Genomic DNA, 17064 nt, shown 5'->3' with positions numbered 1-17064 from the left:
GGGTCCGCCCGTTCACCGCATCCCCGGCAGCGCCGAACAACCGCGGACCGAACCGAACACGTTCACCTCTGCCGCCGAGATTCGTTGAGCGTGTCAGCCAGGGTGCGGTTCATCTCCGCGGCGGCGGCCAATTGTTGTTGTAGCAGTGCGACTTTGCGGCGCAGCGCCGTCGCGTCCAGGCGCTCCAGACTCGGTCCCTCGGCGGCACGCACCCAGTTGCGCACCGAGTTGGTATGCACGCCGATCTGCTCGGCGACCACCCGGCAGGCCTCCGATTCGCTGCTTAGTTTGCCGGTAAGTGCGATCACCTGCTCGACCGCGGCCCTGCGCACTTCCGGCGACACTCTCCGATAGGACCGGTGCGGCATCATGCGCCCCACCTCCCGCAGCCGTCCGCCGTTGTCGAAAGCTGTGCTGTTTCGAGCGACCTGCGAGCAGTCGCAAGCGGCGTTGTTTCGAGCGACCTGCGAGCAGTCGCAAGCGGTGCGAGCCCCCTCATGCGGCACTCCCACTGGGGGAATCGCCACCACGCGAAGTCGACTCGGTGAACTCGGAGAAGCGCTGGTTGGTTTCGTGGATCCCACTCTCCTTCTCGGACAAGGTGAATTCCATATGGAACGGGATACCGGGGCGACGATCCTCACCGATCTTCAGCAGGAATTTGCCGGTACCCGGCGGTGACGGCCGCAGCTGACCGGGTTTGAGCGCCTCGCCCGTCAGCGCTTGCGGTGCGGACCATCCGGTCACCATCTCCTCCTCGGCGGATGTGAACGGAACCACGCTGTCCAGGCGTTTGATCTCCTCGCCGGGCAGCGCGCCGAATATCTTGGCGCGCGCGCGTTCGAGGAAGCCGAGCGCCTTCGCGATGGCGGCTTCCGATCCCAGTGCTTGCAGGTCCTTGATGGTGTGGCTGATCATGATCAGCGCGGTGGCGATGGTGCGCTGCAGACGGGTCAGCTCATCGACCCGGTCGACCATGAAGTCGCCGAGACCGAGCACCTGCCACAGCTCGTCCATCACCACCTGGAAATAGCGCTGCGGGCCGAGTTTCGCATCGGCGAGCACATGCGCGGCCTCCACCGAGGCGAAACCGTCGGCCCAGCAGGCCAGCATCACGGCGGCCTTGAGTTTCTTATCGCCGGTGGGGATGTGGGATACGTCGATGCAGACCGCGACCGCGCTGGTATCGATCGGAACGGTGGTCTGCCCGTTGAAGATCGCGCCGAACGGGCCCTGGGTCAACGCGCGCAGCGAGCGGCGCAGGCCCTTGATGGCGACCTGGTATTCGTTCGGATCGTCGGCGCCCGCATCGAGCTGCAATTCGTCACCACCGGCGACGATTACCTCGAGCAGATTCTCCATGATGGGCGGTTGGTCGGGCGTGTAGCCGCTGCCCGGTCGGTAGAGGATGCGCAGTGCGGTGGCGATCAGCGTCTCCTCGTAGTCGCGCACCCGCGCGCCGCGCACGAGCTCGACCAGACCGGCGATGAGCGTGACCTGGCGAGCGCGCAGATCCTGCAGCACCTGAAGTTGCAGTGCCGGAAGCTCGTCCAACATCGGCACGACCGAACCGAGCACACCAGCGGCGAGCGGGTTGAGCTTGCCATGACCGTAACCGAGGTCGATTACCTGGCCGCCGACCAGTTCGACCAACTTGCGGTAGTCCGGTTTCACGTCGGCCAGGATCAGCGGGGTGATGCCCTGTGCGATACCGCCGAGCACGATCCGGCGCACCAGCGAGGACTTACCGAAACCGTTGAGCCCCAGAACGAAAAGGCTGGGCGCGGTGATGAAGCTGCCGCGCAGAAACCAGTTCATCGGGTCGAAGCAGACCGGGGCACCGGTATGCAGATGAGAACCGAGCGGGGTGCCGATCAACGGCGCACCCGCGCCGACCGACCATGGCCACAGACCGGCCACCTGGGCGGTGGTGGCCCGGTATTCGACCGGGCGACCGACGACGTTCATCCGCCCGCCGCCGGGACCCATATAGCCGCGATCGGTGAGTTGGGCTGTGCTGCGATCGAATCCGTCCTCGAAGACCTGTTCGGCGCGGGCGGCGTAATTGCGGCGGCGGATATCGTCGGTACGGATCCTAAAGGTTGCGAAGGCCGCCCGCAGACCGGTGCCCTCCCGGCTGATCTGCTCGAGTTTGGCCCTCGTCGCATCGTCGAGTAGCGGTGGACCGGACTGTTTACGCTTGTCCGACCTGGCCTTCGCGCGACGCGCGGCCTTGTCCCTCTGCGGGGTGCCCATGGCGCGATCGGCGGTGTAGTCGATCTTGGCCGCGCGCTGTGCCTCGCGACTCGTCCGCGAGCCATTGCGTTCCGGTCGTGCCACGCGTTCCCCCCGTACCGATCGTTGCGGTGCGCCATCGCGCGGGCGAGCGGTCCTGGCGCCGTCGAGACGGCCACGCTCGGCCGAATTCCGTTCACTGCGGCTGTTTTCGGACCTGGTGCGTCCGCGATCAGGGTGCGGCCGATCGGCACGGCCACCGTCCGCGGTTGCGGCGCCGGGCCGCGCCCGTCGTTCGGCCGCATCGCGCGACGATCGCCGCTCCCGATCGGACGTTTCGCCGAAACCGGTCCGCTCGCCGCCGCTCACTCGCGCCGGGTCCCGCGCGGATCGCCGATCCCGGTCGGGCATCTCCTCGATGCCCGAGCGCTCGCCCCGGCCCCCGGTGGGCCGCTGAGCGCCTCCGTCCGCGGGCCGCTCCCACGCCGCGTCCTCGGGGCGCCGCTTGCGCCGCACCGGCGTATCGTCCCGTTCTCGCACGGGTGGTGGCTCGTACTCACCTGCCATGTATTGCTCACCCCGCCAAGGCTTTCGGAATTGTCGCGTGCTCCGGCAGGATCACCCCGCAGCCGAGCGAGGCCGCGAAGGCCGCCGCCTGGTAGCGGTAGCACCGCCGGATCTTCAACCGCGCCTGTGTGGACAGGTCGCGGGTAATGGCTTCGATGCGCGGCAGATCGCCGCGCAGGGGCTCGGTGATGGTCACCAGCGCCCCGAAGCGGGTCACACCGTGACCCCGGGCTTGTTCCTCACGGGCCTGCTGGGTGGCACCCACCCGCAGGGTCGCGGCCGCCGAGACGACACCGCGTTCACTCTGCTGGGCCACCAGCGCGTTCTTGAAATCGTCGTCGACGATTTCGGCGGCGTCGGCGGCCGAATGCGGACGGTACACGATAGCGATACGCTTGCGCGGCACTTCGGGATTCGGCGCGAGCAACCGCTGCAGTACCCGCTCGTCCACCGCGCCCTCGGGTGCGGCGTCCATCTCCCAGGTGACCGAGCGGCCGCCATCGTGCACCAGATGATCCCACTTCTCGTCGTGCGAGACCGGCCCGGCATCGGCCCAATCCAGCCCGTGCCCTTCGGGTTCGCCCGCGGCGACCTCGAGATCGGCCTGCGAGGCCGGATCGTAGCTGCGCCGGATGAACGAAATGACCTCATCGGCCGACATCGGCTGGGCGCGCACCCCGGCCTCGGCCATCGCGGCACAGATACCGGGGAGCCTGCGCCCGATCTCGACGGCCTCCTCGGCCGGATTCTTGCGGCGCTCGGCGGTGGTCGCCTTGAAGGTGATCGCGACGCGCGGCAGCAGCTGCACCCGTTCCTGCGGCAGCTCGGTGGCGAGTTCGTACATCACCTGCTGCGCCAGCTCCGGCGCTTCCGGGCGGGTGATCGTGGAAACCTCGGTGAGCAGCCGGTTACCCGTCTCGGGCACGGTATCGATCACCGGGACGACGGCGACGATGTCACTGGTCTGGCCGACCGAGGCGAGGAAGGTGCCCCAGGCCGAGACCCAGCGGTCGATGACCGGCTGATCCACCGCCTCGTGCCCCTGCGGCCAGGCCCGCAAAACCACTGTGTACTGGGCGAATTGCGGTAGGTGGATCATGCCGAAGCTGTAGCCGCCCGCGTCGATGCCCTCGTAGAGCTTCGAGGGCGCGAGCAGACCGGGTAGCCGCGTGACACCGCCAGGAATCCGCGAGAACCGGCCACCGCGGTACACATGCTCACCGCGGTTGCGTGAGCGCATCCAGTTGAACATCATCAATCCGTTCTCATATCCGGAGCGGCCCCCCGTCCGCCACACCAGAGGAACCATCACGACCACTCCGGTGCCGCCCACGATCAGACCCCACTTGAAACCGCCGACCATGGCACAGATCAGGGCCGTGATCACGACGACAAAGCCGATGACGGTCTCTTCCCAGCGCAGACCGAAAAGGCCTGCGCTGCGCGGCTTCTGCCACAGTCCGTACGAGCGCCGCTCGTAGGTATCGCTCGTCGTCATCGTCATCGCGGAATGGTGCTCCTCCCGAGGTCGGGCGAACGGTTCGCCCAACGGTCGCCCGCCACATCGCCCATGGCGTCATCGGCACGGTTCAGCGGGGACGTCGCGGCGCGGGCCACACCGATCGCACCCACCGCCCTCGACGCACCGGACGGTACTCCCGAGCCGCCCTGTGGGACGGAGGCGCGCGGTGGTGCGCCCGCCGCGCCGCCGCCACCACCGCCGCCGCGTGGCGGCGCCGGACGCGGAGCGCCGCCCCCACCGCCGCGACCACCGGAGCCGCCAGGCGGGCGTGGTCCCGCGGATGTGCCGCTGACGTACCCCGCCGAACCCGGTGCGGCTCCCCTGACCGAGACTGCCTTGGTGCCCACCGCGCCGAGCGCCATGGCGCCGACGACTGCGCCACCGGCCGCGGTGAGACCGGAACCACCGCTACCCACGATCGCGACCGCGGGCGTGACCAACCGCATCAGCGCGGGCAGCACGAAGGCGACACTGCACAGCAGCACGATTGCGACCAACATCCGTTGTGCCTGTTCGCCTTCCGGCAGCCCGCCGGTATCGGTCAGCGAATCCACATGGCCCGCGGTGGTGAACGCGATCATGTAGACGATGGCGGCCACCGGCTTCCAGAGCATGAACGCGATGATCCAGCCGATCAGCTTCTGATACGACTGCTTGCCGATATTCATCCCGGATGCGGCCGCGGCCAACGGCAGCACACCCGCCGCGATGATCAGCAGACCCTGACGCACGATGGCGAGCACGATCTGTGCCAGCGAGCCGAGCAGTCCGACGATCGCGATGATCAACACCAGCCCCGGCGAGAATGCCTGCAGCTTACTGGTTTTCACCATCAACTCGGCCAGATCCTTGGCATTGCCATTGGTCGAATCGTTGATGATCCACTCGGAGAAGCGATCCGAGGCCTGTGTGCCCGCGACGATGACGGCGCCGAGCATCCAGGAGCTGAAAACCACCCGCGTGAACATGCGGAACGATTCGGCCGCCTCGTTCATGACGGCGCCGCGTCTGGCCTCGGCCAATCTGGCGCCGGACAAGATCACCGAGGCTATGAGCAGCAATATCTGCGCTTGGTAGGTGTAGTCGTTGATCTTGACGAACAATGAACCCGAATCGCTGGCCGCCTCATTGGGGACCTTCATCCAGAAGGTCAGCGCAAGCATGATCGCCTCGCCGAGGCCGTTCATCAGCGAATCCACGACCTTGCCGAAGGTCGAATCCCAGGCCTTGTCCTTGACCGCGTTCGCGGCGCTGCCCGGGTGCGAGGCGGCATTGCCCGCCTTGCACGCGGCCGATGCGGCGTCACCGAGCGAGAAGCCGGGCAGACCGACGTTGTCGAGCGTGTCGTGCAATTCGTTGCACGTATCGTCGAATCCGTAAGTCTGACCGTATGCCACCGTCGGTGTCGCGATCATGACAGTGAAGATGACCGCGAGGATCGTGACAACGCGCCTCACCATTTTGTCCACCCATCGATCGAGTCGATCGTCTCGAGTGGCTGTGCATCACTCGTGGACGACTTGAGTTTCCAACCACCATCGAGCCAGAGCACATTCAGTCTCATGGCTACCCAGCTGCGCCCGCCGTGCAGGAAATCACGGGTCTTGCGGGCGATACGTACCACAGCGAAATCGTCACCATAGCTTTCGATTCGGAATGCGTCGGAGGCGAACAACAACGGTTTGATGTTGTCGGGTAGTTCATTGGGGATCTTGCCGTCGGCGATCTTTCGGTCGCGATCGGCCTGCTCCTGGTCGGACAGGATCACCAACTGCTGCCACAGGGCCCGGTCCGTCGGACGTGCCACGGTGCGCCAGTAGATCTGCTCGGCCGCGAGCGCGGCACCCTGCGGGGTTCGACTGAATCCGGTCGGAATGTCGTTGTCGATGCGGGTCGGGCCGTCGGTGGTCGAGAACGGGATCACCGGGCCGCTGTACACACGCTGCCAACCGCCCCGCTGACCCGTGCCGGCCGGAGTGCCGGTCAGCCAGTCGCCGTCGGCGGGCTGACGCGGCGTCACGGAATCCGAAAGTGGTTGTCCGGCAGGAATGTTCGGAATATCGAAACGATGGCCGAACGAATCCACATCGGAGCCGCTGAATCCGGCGCCGCCCGCGGAGTCGGAGGCACTGACCGGCGCACCGCCCGAACTCGTGCCGGTCTTCGATACCTGGTCACCCCCGGCAGCGTTGTCTCGCATCGCGACCACGGTCACAGCGACCGCGACGACCACGGCAAGCACTGCTCCGACGCCCAGCAGCGCGAGCGGCGAACGTTTGCCTGGACCGGATCCGGGCCCCGTGGTCACCATTTGGTCCACCCGTTCAACGACTCGACATATTCGGTCTGCGGGTTGTTCGAGGTTGCCGGCTTCAGCCGCCAGTCCCCCGCGTCCCAGATCATCACCAATCGCAAGGCCGCCCACAGCTGTTTGCCATCGACCACCTGGCCACGGGTGGCCAGCTGGATGATCGCCAGATCATCCGCATAGTTCTCGACCTTGAACGCATCCGAGGCGACGAAGTACTTGGTCACCTTCTCCGGCTGCTGTTCGGGGAGTTTATCCTGGGACAGGGCCTTGTCGTAGGCCGCGATCTGCTGGGCCGAGACGCGGACCTGGCGGACGTAGAGGTCACGGTCGGCGGGTCGGGCGTTGAGACGGTAGGTGATCTGAGCCGCCGCGAGCACCGCGCCCTGCGGGGTGTGCGAATAGCCCACGGCCAGACCGTCTTCGATGCGGGTCGGTCCGTCCGAGGTGGAGAACGGGACCGAGGCGCCGTAGACCCGCTGCCATCCATGCGGTGCGGTGGTGCCCTCGGGCGCCGCGGTCAACCAGTCCGCGTCCGTTGGCCTGCGCTGCCGGGTCGGATCCTGCGGAAGTGGTTGTCCGGCAGGGTTGTTCGGGATATCGACGCGCCTGCCGAGAATATCGACCTCGGGAGTTGCGAAGCCCTCACCGCCGGAATTGGCTGCGGCAGCGGCCTTGTCGCCACCCGAACCCGAGTCGTCCCGGCTCACGTACACGAATACGCCGACGACCACGATGAGCACCAGCACGGCAGCGGACGCGATGACACCGAAGGAGACGCGATCGCGCGCGTACGACTCCTTCTCGCTCATGACTCCGCCTCGCTGGCGCTCGGTTCCATCATGAGCGAAGCACGCTGCGACAGGATTCGCTCGCTGCGCTCGCTCATGCCGGTGCCTCCAATTTCACTATGTCCGTGGGCAATCCATCGACCGCCTCGATGGGCCGGGCGGTCGAGTCGGGATCCGGCAGTCGTAATCTCCAGTCGTTGCCGAACCATTCGACAGTGGTGTGGTTCACCGCCTTCGAGTTGTCCGAATATTCGGTATAGACGTCGACGGCGGAGGCCGCATCGGTATAGCCGGTGATCTTGTACCCGAGCACTCTGGGCGCGTATTCGGGCGCGGCCGGACCGGTGATCGCCAGTTGCACCCGGTTGACCGCCCACTCGTCTCTGGCCTTGTTCGGCACCACCTCTTGGCGGACGATATCGACCCATTGACTATCGGCGGCCACCGACAAGCGCACCGTGTGCACGATCGCCGCCAGCGCCGCACCGGCTGGCGAATGCTCGAAACCCGTTGCGGCACCATCGGATACCTGCTTCGGCCCCTGGTCGGCACTCGGCAGTGCCACACCCTGGAACGGCTGCCACCGCATATGGGTCGGCGCGGCCGTCAGGTTGGGGCCGGAATTGCCGCCACCGCCGCCACCGCCGCCGCAGCCGGCCGCCGCCAGCAGCAGAGCAGCACCGACCGCACCGGCGGCGGGCTTGCGGATGCCGCGCCGCCACACGCCGGATTGCTCCCGCACAACTGTGGAAATCATCCCAGGGCCGTCCCCATCCCCGTTCACGTCGGCAGGAACGCCAACGCGATCCCCGAGGCCGTGCTCGCCACCGCCGCCCCGAGCAGACTCATCAATACACCGTGCGAGGCGTCGTTCATCGCCAGATCGCTCCGGAACGCGATCCACAGGCGGCCCGCGGACACGATCATCCACGCCAGGCACACCAGAAGCACGAACCAGAGCAGCCAGTTCAGCAGCTGCATCAGCGGTTGCAGCACTTCGGCGGGCATCTGCTTGTAGGCAAGCAGTTCCGCCGCCGACATTCGCACGGTAGCCATCGCGTACATCAGGTTCCGATGACGGCGTTCATGATGGTGCCCGCGCTCGTCGCGACGACGCCGCCGATCATGGCTCCGGCCACCATCTTCGGCGATTCGAGCCCACCACCGGTCCACTTCTCCCACGCGAATTTGCCACCCGCGTAGGTGATTCCGCAGATACCGGAGAGCAACACGAACCAGGTGAGGTAGCGGACCAGCTGCAGGATCTTCTCCGAGCCGGGAGGCGCTTCCGGTGTCGGGTTACCGACCTGAGCCAGCACAGTGCCGTACGTGTCCTGCACGGCAAGCAGAATCATGCTCATCGGCTGCCTTTCTTGGTTGTGATGGTCAACGCGGGCCCTCTTCGAAAGATGCACTGCTGTCCAGGTTTTCGCGCACGACCGCAACAATATCGGCCCCGAGCTCCCGGATCTCGAGCGGAACTTCCTCGAGCGGGTCGATCCTCTTCTTCTTCTGCGGTATCTCATCGCCCGGGGTCCAGATCGGCAGGGACTCCGGTTCGACGAGGGTCCATTCCTCGTACCACGGAACCTGCCAGACTTGACCGGCCAGGGAGCCGACCACATCGCGATAGCGGCGGATTTCGGCGGGCATCCGGCCGGGGCGGGCCGCGACGGTGACCAGTCCGAGGACCTCGCTGGACCCGGCAAAACCCGAATGATGTTGGCGCAGCAAATCATGTGCGCGGGTAAGCCCGGCTATGGTCTCGCGGGCCACCAGGACAACGAAGGGCGATTCGCGGTCGAAGACGCCGGGCCAGCGGCGGCCCGAATCCGCCGCGGGCGCAAGCACACGCGCGAGGCTGCTGGCTCCGGCACCGCCGTGCACACCTAGCAGCCACCACAGCGGTGCCCGGCCGACGCCGGGTACGGGACGGTCCCAAATGGGGGCGCGACGGGACTCCGGTGGGGCGACCACACCGGCCTGGGCGGCTTCGGACTGGCGACGAAGTTTCATGGCGGCCGTCATGATGCCACTCCGGCGAGCAGCCGCCCATAAGCCCGGCGCGTCTCCGAAGCCAGCGATGCGTGGCGAACGAGTTCACCGCGCGCCAGATGCGGATCGTAGGGAATCTCCCTGATGTCGCGAACCCAGCCCGAAAGATGTTCGCGCAAATGGTCAGCAACATGGGAATCGGCGCCGGGAAGTTGGTGCGAGACAACGATTGTGGTATCGCCGACGATGCCACCGCCCTGCCCCTCGGCCGAATCGCCGAACTGGTCGTCGAGCCATTCCAGGGTCACCCGCAGCCGATTCGCGGCATCGGCGCGCGCGGGAATGGCAAGTACCAGAGCAACATCCGCGTCATCCAGCAGCGGCCGCAGTTGCCGCCCGGCAATCGGGTTGCCGCCGTCGTAGACCGCAGTGTACCCGGCGTCATAGATCGCGCGCGCGACTGTGAGATATGTGGCACGCCGACGCAACGGCGCGGCGTCGCGCCATAGCAGTCCGATGCCCGAACTCGCCTGCGACAGACACTCCTTCAACGGCGCCGGTTCATCGTTGCCACGCCCGTACAACCACGATTGCAGGCTGATCGGATGCAGATGCTCATCGGCCCCGCGCAGCGCCAGATCGCTGCCCGCCGCCGTGGCGTCCACCGCCACCGTCGAGGTGCCCGTCGTGCCGAGTTCACCGGCCAAGCCCAACGCTGTGGTCGTGGTTCCCGCACCACCGCAGCCACCGACCACCAGAATCGAACGCTGCGCCGGTTCCGCGGATTCGCTGTCTCCGCCCTTACGTCGCAGACGCACCACCGGAGCCTTCGAAGGCGCATGCCGGTCCGACGAATCACCCTCATCGGGCGCCTCGTCGAGCCAGCGGCTCCAGTCGTCTCCCATCGCTATCAGCTCTCCCTATTCATCCGGCCGCGACGCCCGCGATGAGCGTGCGACCGTCGACCACCACCGTGGTGACGGTCTGCTTGTTGTACGTGGCGGGCGCGCCGCCGGGTCGGTATTCGGTGACCTCGACCGAATACCGGTCTTCGGTGATCGTCTGGATTCGCACGCAGTGCGTGGTGCCCAGCGGAATGGTGTCGATGCCGTGCTGGATGACGGTGGCCGAGGAGATATTCGAATCCGGTGCCACCACCGCCCGGACCCGCTCGCCGGAACGTTCCACGTAGTAGGCGTATTGGAACGCCAGGATCGCACCCGGTCCGGAGTCGGCGCCGCCGGGTTCGGCACTGCGCACGATGCGGTCACCGCGTTCGGTCGGGCAATCGGCAATGCCACGGGATTGGACACTGCCCGCGGTGAATTGCATCGAGGGCACAACCGGCGCGGCGGCCCGATCACCGGAGGAGCGTAGGAGGAACAATGCGCCCGCGGCGGCCGCGGCCAACAGCAGCACAGCCACTACGAGTACCGCGAGCACCCGGGCCCGGCGCGCGGCCGGATGATTGCGCGCCTCCTGGCGCAATGCGCGCGTCACGTGGGTCGACCGTTCGCGCGGCGCATCGTCGTGGTCGTCGTCGTCCTCCGGCCACGGGAACTGTACAAGTTCGCCATCGCGCGGGCCGATGTAGTCGTCGTCGGGACCGGGGGCGCGCCCGGCCACCCAATCCGACCACCCGCCGGTGAATTCGCTGCGATTGGAGGCCAGATCGGCGGGCACTTCGTTACGCGCGCGCACCTCGTCGGGATCCTCTTCGCGGATGTAGTGCGGAAACCGGGGCGCACCGTCTTCGTCACCGGGTTCCCGCAATCCCGGCTCATCGGGGTGCGCGGCAGCTACCCCCGTCTCCGGCTCCAGCGCGCCGTACCAGCGCGACAGCTGTTTGTACGACTTCAACATTCCCCCATTCCCGCAGAGCAAGGCACAGGCATATCGGACCCTCTCTGCGATCAGTTCGTTGAGAACGGGTAGGTGTTGTTTACGGTGCCGGGTACCACGGTGGGCGGAGTCGACGTCGCGCCGCCGGATGAGGCGCCATCGGCTCCTGTCCCGAACGGAAATTGTCCCGTACCGGACGAATTCGGCGTAGTCGACGCGCCGGAACTTTCTCCGAAGAATCCGGTGTTCGATTTTGTGCTGCCACCGATAGGCACAGCTCCGCTGCCGAATTTGTCGGCCAGATCATGTGCCGCCGCGGCGAACCAGTCCGCGACGAATCGGGTGGGCGCAGCGCCCGTCGCGGTGATCGCCGCGGTGCTGTAGGCGCCGTGGCGCTGCACGGTATCCCAATACCGCACCCAAGTCGTCACATTGAGCAGTTCATTGTTATCGGTGATGTTCTGTACAACCGCGTCGAATGCCTGGGTAACCAATCGGGCACCGGTCGTCGGCGGCACCAGCTGCGGAATCGCGCCCAGCAATTTCGTGCCGAACAGCAGGATTCCGGAGACCGGATCGGTTAGCCCCGCGGTCGCCAGTTGGCTGATATTGGCAGCATTGATGACCGACTTGACCACTGTCACGACCGAATTCAGTCCGATCATGCCGACCTTCAGCAGCGCCTGAAGTGCTGCGGGAATATTCAACGGCGTGCGCGGATCTGCGGCATCGGCCAGGCGCTGCGAAATCGACTTCTGCGGTGAAATAGATAAATTCGCGAGGGAGTTGCCCTGGACATCCTCGTTGACGACTTTGGCGGCAGTCTTGATCGACGTGTACGCCAGTGCCTGGGAAATCGACACCAATGACGTGATCGGGTCGCCACCACTCAACTTGGACTGTCCCGCAATAGAGGCGACTGCCTTCAGGATCGGCGCGCCCTCCGGTGCATCGCACGCGAGATCGCCTGCGGCACAGAAACTCGCGACCCGCCCGGTGAGCGCGGCGAAATTCGGGGCCTTATCGCGTTCCGGCCCGATACCGCCGCCACTCACGGGCTCCAGCGGCAGGGCCGCGATGGATGCCATCCGGTCCCCCGAAGTGCCAGGCGCGGGATCCGGGGTCGCCTTGCCCGGCGAGCCGGGAAATAGCGGCGCACCGGGATTGCGGGTCGGATCGGCGAACAAGGCGACCGCGGCGATCTTCTCGGGCGGGATCACACCGTGGCCCTGACCGACCTCCTGGGCGAACATCGAGGCCACATGCGCGCCTTGCGAATAGCCAACGATCGCCAACCGGGTCTCGGCGCAGCGGGCCGCGACATCCTGGGCCATCGAGCGCAACCGGAGCAGTCCGCCGATCACCGACTCCGCATACGACACCGTGCCGCCGGCGGTCGCGCCGCCGAAGCCGGATTCGTATGGGACGTAAGCGCGGTCGACCAGACCAGGATCGGCCTCGGCCAGCATCGGCATGAAGACCGTGGACAGCATGCCGGTATCGGTGGTCGGCGCGGCATCCGGTGACGATTCGCCTGTGCCCTGAATTCCCAAGGCGTACAGTGCCGGACACGTACCGATGGTGATGTTCGTCGTCGGTCCCGCGGAATCGGATGGCTCCGCTACGGCGGCCGCTGCGGTCGCCACAGCAACGGCGAATGCGATCAGCATTCCCGAGATCCGTGCCGTGTAGTTCATCATAGCGATCCGCAATCAATTCGTGTTGCCGCTGCTAACCTAAACGCCATGAAACGCAATAGACCGTAACAGATTCCGGCTCTTACTGCGGCTCCGACGAAAGGTTTGCGCGAACCGCCGAGTGGCGCATGGCAGTTCACCGCGTGCCGTCCAGGATTCTCCGACAAGTTTCCGACGAAGGAAATCACCCCGCAACCCACCGGCGACCCTTCGATGATTCGAATCATCAACCTGGACTTCGCATTCCAGCGAACGCTGCGCCGCGCAGGCACGCAGCCGCAACCTTCCATACGGGTACGCCGGCTACGTCCAGCGAGGTTGACGCAGCGTTCTAGGTGGCCGAGGTCACCCGGTAGACGTCGTAGACGCCCTCCACATTGCGCACCACATTCAGCAAGTGGCCGAGGTGTTTCGGATCGCCCATCTCGAAGGTGAACTTGCTGATCGCGACCCGGTCACCGTGTGTGGCGACCGAGGCGGACAGGATATTCACCTTCTCGTCGGCGAGCACCTTGGTCACATCCGAGAGCAGACGGGTGCGGTCGAGTGCTTCGATCTGGATGGCGACCAGGAAGACCGAGGACGGCGACGGCGCCCACTCCACGTCGATGATGCGCTCGGCCTGTTCGCGCAGCGAACCGGCATTGGTGCAGTCGGTTCGGTGCACGCTCACCGCGCCGCCGCGGGTCACGAAGCCCATGATCTCGTCACCGGGGACCGGCGTGCAGCACTTGGCGAGCTTGGCCACCGTGCCCGATGCGCCGGGAATCAGCACCCCCGCGTCACCGGTCACGCGCTGACGGCTCGGCGTCGTCGACGGGGTGGAGCGCTCGGCGAGCTCGTTCTCGACATCACCGATGCCGCCGAGTTGCGCCATCAACCGCTGCACGACGTGATGCGCGGACACCTGATGCTCGCCGACGGCGGTGTAAAGCGTGGAGATGTCGGTGTAGTGCAGTTCGTGCGCGACGGCGGTCATCGCGTCCACGCTCATCAATCGCTGCAACGGCAGCCCGACGCGGCGGACCTCCTTGGAGATCTGCTCCTTACCGCTTTCCAGGGCCTCCTCGCGGCGTTCCTTGGCGAACCACTGCCGGATCTTGGCCTTGGCGCGCGGAGAGACCACGAAGTTCTGCCAGTCGCGGCTGGGTCCGGCGTTCTGCGCCTTCGAGGTGAATACCTCGACGACCTCACCGTTTTCGAGCTGACGTTCCAGTGCGACCAGGCGGCCGTTGACCCGCGCGCCGATGCAGCGATGCCCGACTTCGGTGTGCACGGCGTACGCGAAATCCACCGGAGTCGACTTCTGCGGCAACGTGATCACATCACCCTTCGGGGTGAAGACGAAGATTTCCGGCGACTTCAGGTCGAAGCGCAGCGACTCCAGGAATTCGGCCGGGTCGGCGGCCTCACGCTGCCAGTCGAGCAGCTGCCGCATCCACGCCATATCGTCGACTTCGGTGGAGTCGTTGGAATGCTTGCCGCGGGTCTCCTTGTAGCGCCAGTGCGCGGCGATGCCGAATTCGGCGGTGCGATGCATGTCCTGGGTGCGGATCTGCACTTCCAGCGGCTTACCGTCCGGGCCGACGACTGTGGTGTGCAGCGACTGGTAAACGCCGTAGCGCGGCTGGGCGATGTAGTCCTTGAACCGGCCCGCCATCGGCTGCCACAGCGAATGCACCACACCGACCGCCGCATAGCAGTCGCGCACCTCGTCGCACAGGATGCGGATGCCGACCAGGTCGTGGATGTCGTCGAAGTCCTTACCCTTGACGATCATCTTCTGGTAGATCGACCAGTAGTGCTTGGGGCGACCCTCGACGATCGCGTTGATCCGCGACGCCGCAAGGGTATTCACGATCTCCGCGCGCACCCGCGCCAGGTAGGTATCGCGCGAAGGTGCGCGGTCGGCGACCAAGCGCACGATCTCGTCGTACTTCTTCGGATGCAGAATCGCGAACGCGAGATCCTCGAGTTCCCATTTGACCGTGGCCATACCCAGGCGGTGCGCCAGCGGGGCGATCACCTCCAGGGTTTCCTTGGCCTTCTTGGCCTGCTTCTCCGGTGGCAGGAAGCGCATGGTGCGCATGTTGTGCAGGCGGTCGGCCACCTTGATCACCAGGACGCGAGGGTCGCGCGCCATGGCGATGATCATCTTGCGGATGGTCTCGGCCTCGGCGGCCGCGCCCAGGTTGACCTTGTCGAGTTTGGTGACGCCATCGACCAGATGCGCGACCTCGGCACCGAAGTCCTCGGTCAGCTGCTCGAGCGAGTAGCCGGTGTCCTCCACGGTGTCGTGCAGCAGTGCCGCGACCAGCGTGGTGGTGTCCATGCCGAGTTCGGCGAGGATATTCGCGACCGCGAGCGGGTGGGTGATGTACGGGTCACCGGATTTGCGGAACTGGTGGGCGTGGCGCTCGTCGGCGACGTCGAAGGCGCGCTGCAGCAGCGTGAGATTCGCCTTCGGATAGAGCTCGCGGTGCACGCTGGCCAGCGGCTCGAGCACCGGTTTGACCGCCGCGATACCGCGCTGGCCGGTCATGCGCCGGGCCAGCCGGGCGCGCACCCGCCGCGAGGCGGAGGTCGGCACCGCGGCCGCGGTCCCGGGCTGACGCGACGGTGTGGCATTGCCACTCACCTGCGGTTGCGGCGTAGTCACAGCGGGGGTGGCCGCACCATTCGACTGCGGGGCGCCTGCCGATTGCTCGACATTCGCCTCGCCCAGATGCTGAGTCATGCCACCACCTCTCCACGCCGCGATCGGACCACAGTATCCGACCGCTGCAACCGCCCAGACCACAACTTTAGTCCGCGCGCAGGTCACCTGCCCGTTCCGAGGTTGCCGAGTCGGAAATGCCCCGGTTGCGCGGGTGAATTGCGGCGCTGGCGATCGTATGCGGCGACAACGAGCGAAGCGTGCGAAAGGTGCCCCTATCGGCTGGTGAAGGGTTCGACGGGCAGGCGGATACGCGATTGTCCGTCGAAGTCCGGGTCGAGCGGGGCGTGGAAGATATCCAGCACGGTAGGGGTGATATCGGCCAGGGAGAAGCTGGAACTGATCGCGCCCGCGAGGAAGTTCGGGCCGCGGGCGATGACGAAACTGCTTGTCTCGTCGGGGGTTTGACCGCCGTGACCGCCCTTGGGCCGGTGGCCATGGTCGGTGGTGACCAGGATGGTCCAGCGTTCGGCGAGGTTGGCGCGGGCGCGGGCATCCACGGCGGCGACTATGCGGCCGACGAGGGCGTCGATGCGGGTGACGGCCTCGCGGTATTCGCTGGACGCGCCGCCGTGCTGGTGACCGGCCCGGTCGACCTGGTCGAGGTGGGTGAAGAGGAAGTCCGGGGCGTATTTGGTGATGGCGGTGACGACGCTGTCGGTGGTGGCGGCGTCGGTGGCGCTTTCGTTGTCGTCATCGGGGACGAGCGGAGTGGAGATGACGACATCGGCGCGTGGATCGCCGCTGGCCGTCATGGTGGCGATCTGATCCCAGGTGGCGATGGACTGAGTTTTGAGGGTCGGATCGTGACGTTCGAGTCGGGTGAAAACCGTCGGATACTTCGCGAACGGGGTCGCGTCGAAATTATTGTCCACAATGCCGTGTTTGCTGCCCCAGACGCCGGTGAGCACAGTGGCCCAGGATGGGCCGGAGATGGAGATATGCGGGGCGATGGAGCTGCGGGCGAGGGTGCCTTCGGCGCTGAGCCGCAACAGGTTCGGCGCCCGCACCTCCTCGATCTTGCGGTACATCGTGCCGTCGAGCCCGATGAGGACGACCTTGTCGGCTTGGGTGGCGGCTTGCGTGCGGCCGGTGGCGAGGACGGTAGAAACGGCCGCGGCGGCAATGGCGCCGGACAACAGTTGCCTGCGTGCGAGGGGCGTGGTGGCTACGATTCGCGCGCTCATATCCCCGAACGATCCAGTACGACAGTGCCTTTCGGTAGCGCACCGAGTGGGTGTTCATGGACGTTTCATCGGTCTCGCCATCGCCGGTCGCCTTGCTGAACAACGACTGAACTTGCGATAGCCAATAACTATTCACCCTGCTCACCGGTACGTATCGGGGAGATGAACAGCAGGAACCCGGTTTACGAGGTGTAGCGGACCTGG

At 66.1% G+C, this 17064-nt stretch carries 15 protein-coding genes; all 15 read right to left on the bottom strand.

The window, feature by feature from the left end; all coding sequences use genetic code 11:
* Window positions 1-62: 62 nt before the first annotated feature.
* The 15 genes from ACIBI6_RS02075 to ACIBI6_RS02005 all read right to left on the bottom strand — a co-directional run bounded on the left by ACIBI6_RS02075 (window position 63) and on the right by ACIBI6_RS02005 (window position 16860).
* A complete protein-coding gene (locus ACIBI6_RS02075; protein WP_364340100.1) occupies window positions 63-371 on the bottom strand; it encodes a transposase in 309 nt (102 codons plus the stop codon).
* A 124-nt stretch (window positions 372-495) separates the two neighbouring features.
* Window positions 496-2802, bottom strand: coding sequence for a hypothetical protein (locus tag ACIBI6_RS02070; protein ID WP_364340098.1), 2307 nt, complete (start codon window positions 2800-2802; stop codon window positions 496-498).
* A 7-nt stretch (window positions 2803-2809) separates the two neighbouring features.
* Window positions 2810-4300, bottom strand: a complete 1491-nt coding sequence (locus tag ACIBI6_RS02065) for an SCO6880 family protein (RefSeq protein WP_396955251.1) — start codon at window positions 4298-4300, stop codon at window positions 2810-2812.
* Window positions 4301-4302: 2 nt separating this feature from the next.
* Complete coding sequence (locus tag ACIBI6_RS02060; RefSeq protein ID WP_396955036.1) at window positions 4303-5784, bottom strand: hypothetical protein; 1482 nt, start codon at window positions 5782-5784, stop codon at window positions 4303-4305.
* Window positions 5778-6635 carry a hypothetical protein gene (locus ACIBI6_RS02055; RefSeq protein ID WP_396955035.1) on the bottom strand — a complete coding sequence of 286 codons (858 nt, stop codon included), beginning with the start codon at window positions 6633-6635 and terminating at the stop codon, window positions 5778-5780. Before ACIBI6_RS02055 ends, ACIBI6_RS02060 begins: the two co-directional genes overlap by 7 nt.
* Window positions 6629-7444: a hypothetical protein gene (locus ACIBI6_RS02050; RefSeq protein WP_364340090.1), complete on the bottom strand. Its 816-nt coding sequence runs from the start codon at window positions 7442-7444 to the stop codon at window positions 6629-6631. The genes ACIBI6_RS02055 and ACIBI6_RS02050 overlap by 7 nt, the downstream gene beginning before the upstream one ends.
* A gap of 73 nt (window positions 7445-7517) precedes the next feature.
* Entirely contained in the window at window positions 7518-8180 is a 663-nt protein-coding gene (locus ACIBI6_RS02045; protein ID WP_396955034.1) for a hypothetical protein, read from the bottom strand.
* Window positions 8181-8203: 23 nt separating this feature from the next.
* Entirely contained in the window at window positions 8204-8464 is a 261-nt protein-coding gene (locus ACIBI6_RS02040) for a hypothetical protein (protein WP_040692344.1), read from the bottom strand.
* A gap of 23 nt (window positions 8465-8487) precedes the next feature.
* A complete protein-coding gene (locus ACIBI6_RS02035; protein WP_040692318.1) occupies window positions 8488-8784 on the bottom strand; it encodes a hypothetical protein in 297 nt (98 codons plus the stop codon).
* A 25-nt stretch (window positions 8785-8809) separates the two neighbouring features.
* Complete coding sequence (locus ACIBI6_RS02030; protein ID WP_364340085.1) at window positions 8810-9451, bottom strand: DUF6668 family protein; 642 nt, start codon at window positions 9449-9451, stop codon at window positions 8810-8812.
* Window positions 9448-10323, bottom strand: coding sequence for a hypothetical protein (locus ACIBI6_RS02025; RefSeq protein WP_364340083.1), 876 nt, complete (start codon window positions 10321-10323; stop codon window positions 9448-9450). Before ACIBI6_RS02025 ends, ACIBI6_RS02030 begins: the two co-directional genes overlap by 4 nt.
* 19 nt (window positions 10324-10342) lie before the next feature.
* A complete protein-coding gene (locus tag ACIBI6_RS02020) occupies window positions 10343-11281 on the bottom strand; it encodes a hypothetical protein (protein WP_364340082.1) in 939 nt (312 codons plus the stop codon).
* Between the two features lie 50 nt (window positions 11282-11331).
* Complete coding sequence (locus ACIBI6_RS02015; RefSeq protein ID WP_396955033.1) at window positions 11332-12957, bottom strand: cutinase family protein; 1626 nt, start codon at window positions 12955-12957, stop codon at window positions 11332-11334.
* Window positions 12958-13288: 331 nt separating this feature from the next.
* On the bottom strand, window positions 13289-15694 hold the full coding sequence (locus ACIBI6_RS02010) for a RelA/SpoT family protein (RefSeq protein WP_364340078.1): 2406 nt from the start codon (window positions 15692-15694) through the stop codon (window positions 13289-13291).
* Between the two features lie 194 nt (window positions 15695-15888).
* Entirely contained in the window at window positions 15889-16860 is a 972-nt protein-coding gene (locus ACIBI6_RS02005; RefSeq protein ID WP_364340076.1) for an alkaline phosphatase family protein, read from the bottom strand.
* Window positions 16861-17064: the final 204 nt, after the last annotated feature.

This window comes from Nocardia sp. NPDC050412 (genome assembly GCF_044458825.1).
Classification (GTDB): Bacteria; Actinomycetota; Actinomycetes; order Mycobacteriales; family Mycobacteriaceae; genus Nocardia.
This window is presented reverse-complemented; position numbering and strand designations above follow the sequence as displayed.

What these genes read in the sequence shown, in the direction of transcription:
- ACIBI6_RS02075 (WP_364340100.1), bottom strand. Translation starts at nt 371, where the DNA reads ATGATGCCGCACCGGTCCTATCGGAGAGTGTCGCCGGAAGTGCGCAGG.
- ACIBI6_RS02070 (WP_364340098.1), bottom strand. Translation starts at nt 2,802, where the DNA reads ATGGCAGGTGAGTACGAGCCACCACCCGTGCGAGAACGGGACGATACG.
- ACIBI6_RS02065 (WP_396955251.1), bottom strand. Translation starts at nt 4,300, where the DNA reads ATGACGACGAGCGATACCTACGAGCGGCGCTCGTACGGACTGTGGCAG.
- ACIBI6_RS02060 (WP_396955036.1), bottom strand. Translation starts at nt 5,784, where the DNA reads ATGGTGAGGCGCGTTGTCACGATCCTCGCGGTCATCTTCACTGTCATG.
- ACIBI6_RS02055 (WP_396955035.1), bottom strand. Translation starts at nt 6,635, where the DNA reads ATGGTGACCACGGGGCCCGGATCCGGTCCAGGCAAACGTTCGCCGCTC.
- ACIBI6_RS02050 (WP_364340090.1), bottom strand. Translation starts at nt 7,444, where the DNA reads ATGAGCGAGAAGGAGTCGTACGCGCGCGATCGCGTCTCCTTCGGTGTC.
- ACIBI6_RS02045 (WP_396955034.1), bottom strand. Translation starts at nt 8,180, where the DNA reads ATGATTTCCACAGTTGTGCGGGAGCAATCCGGCGTGTGGCGGCGCGGC.
- ACIBI6_RS02040 (WP_040692344.1), bottom strand. Translation starts at nt 8,464, where the DNA reads ATGTCGGCGGCGGAACTGCTTGCCTACAAGCAGATGCCCGCCGAAGTG.
- ACIBI6_RS02035 (WP_040692318.1), bottom strand. Translation starts at nt 8,784, where the DNA reads ATGAGCATGATTCTGCTTGCCGTGCAGGACACGTACGGCACTGTGCTG.
- ACIBI6_RS02030 (WP_364340085.1), bottom strand. Translation starts at nt 9,451, where the DNA reads ATGACGGCCGCCATGAAACTTCGTCGCCAGTCCGAAGCCGCCCAGGCC.
- ACIBI6_RS02025 (WP_364340083.1), bottom strand. Translation starts at nt 10,323, where the DNA reads ATGGGAGACGACTGGAGCCGCTGGCTCGACGAGGCGCCCGATGAGGGT.
- ACIBI6_RS02020 (WP_364340082.1), bottom strand. Translation starts at nt 11,281, where the DNA reads ATGTTGAAGTCGTACAAACAGCTGTCGCGCTGGTACGGCGCGCTGGAG.
- ACIBI6_RS02015 (WP_396955033.1), bottom strand. Translation starts at nt 12,957, where the DNA reads ATGAACTACACGGCACGGATCTCGGGAATGCTGATCGCATTCGCCGTT.
- ACIBI6_RS02010 (WP_364340078.1), bottom strand. Translation starts at nt 15,694, where the DNA reads ATGACTCAGCATCTGGGCGAGGCGAATGTCGAGCAATCGGCAGGCGCC.
- ACIBI6_RS02005 (WP_364340076.1), bottom strand. Translation starts at nt 16,860, where the DNA reads ATGAGCGCGCGAATCGTAGCCACCACGCCCCTCGCACGCAGGCAACTG.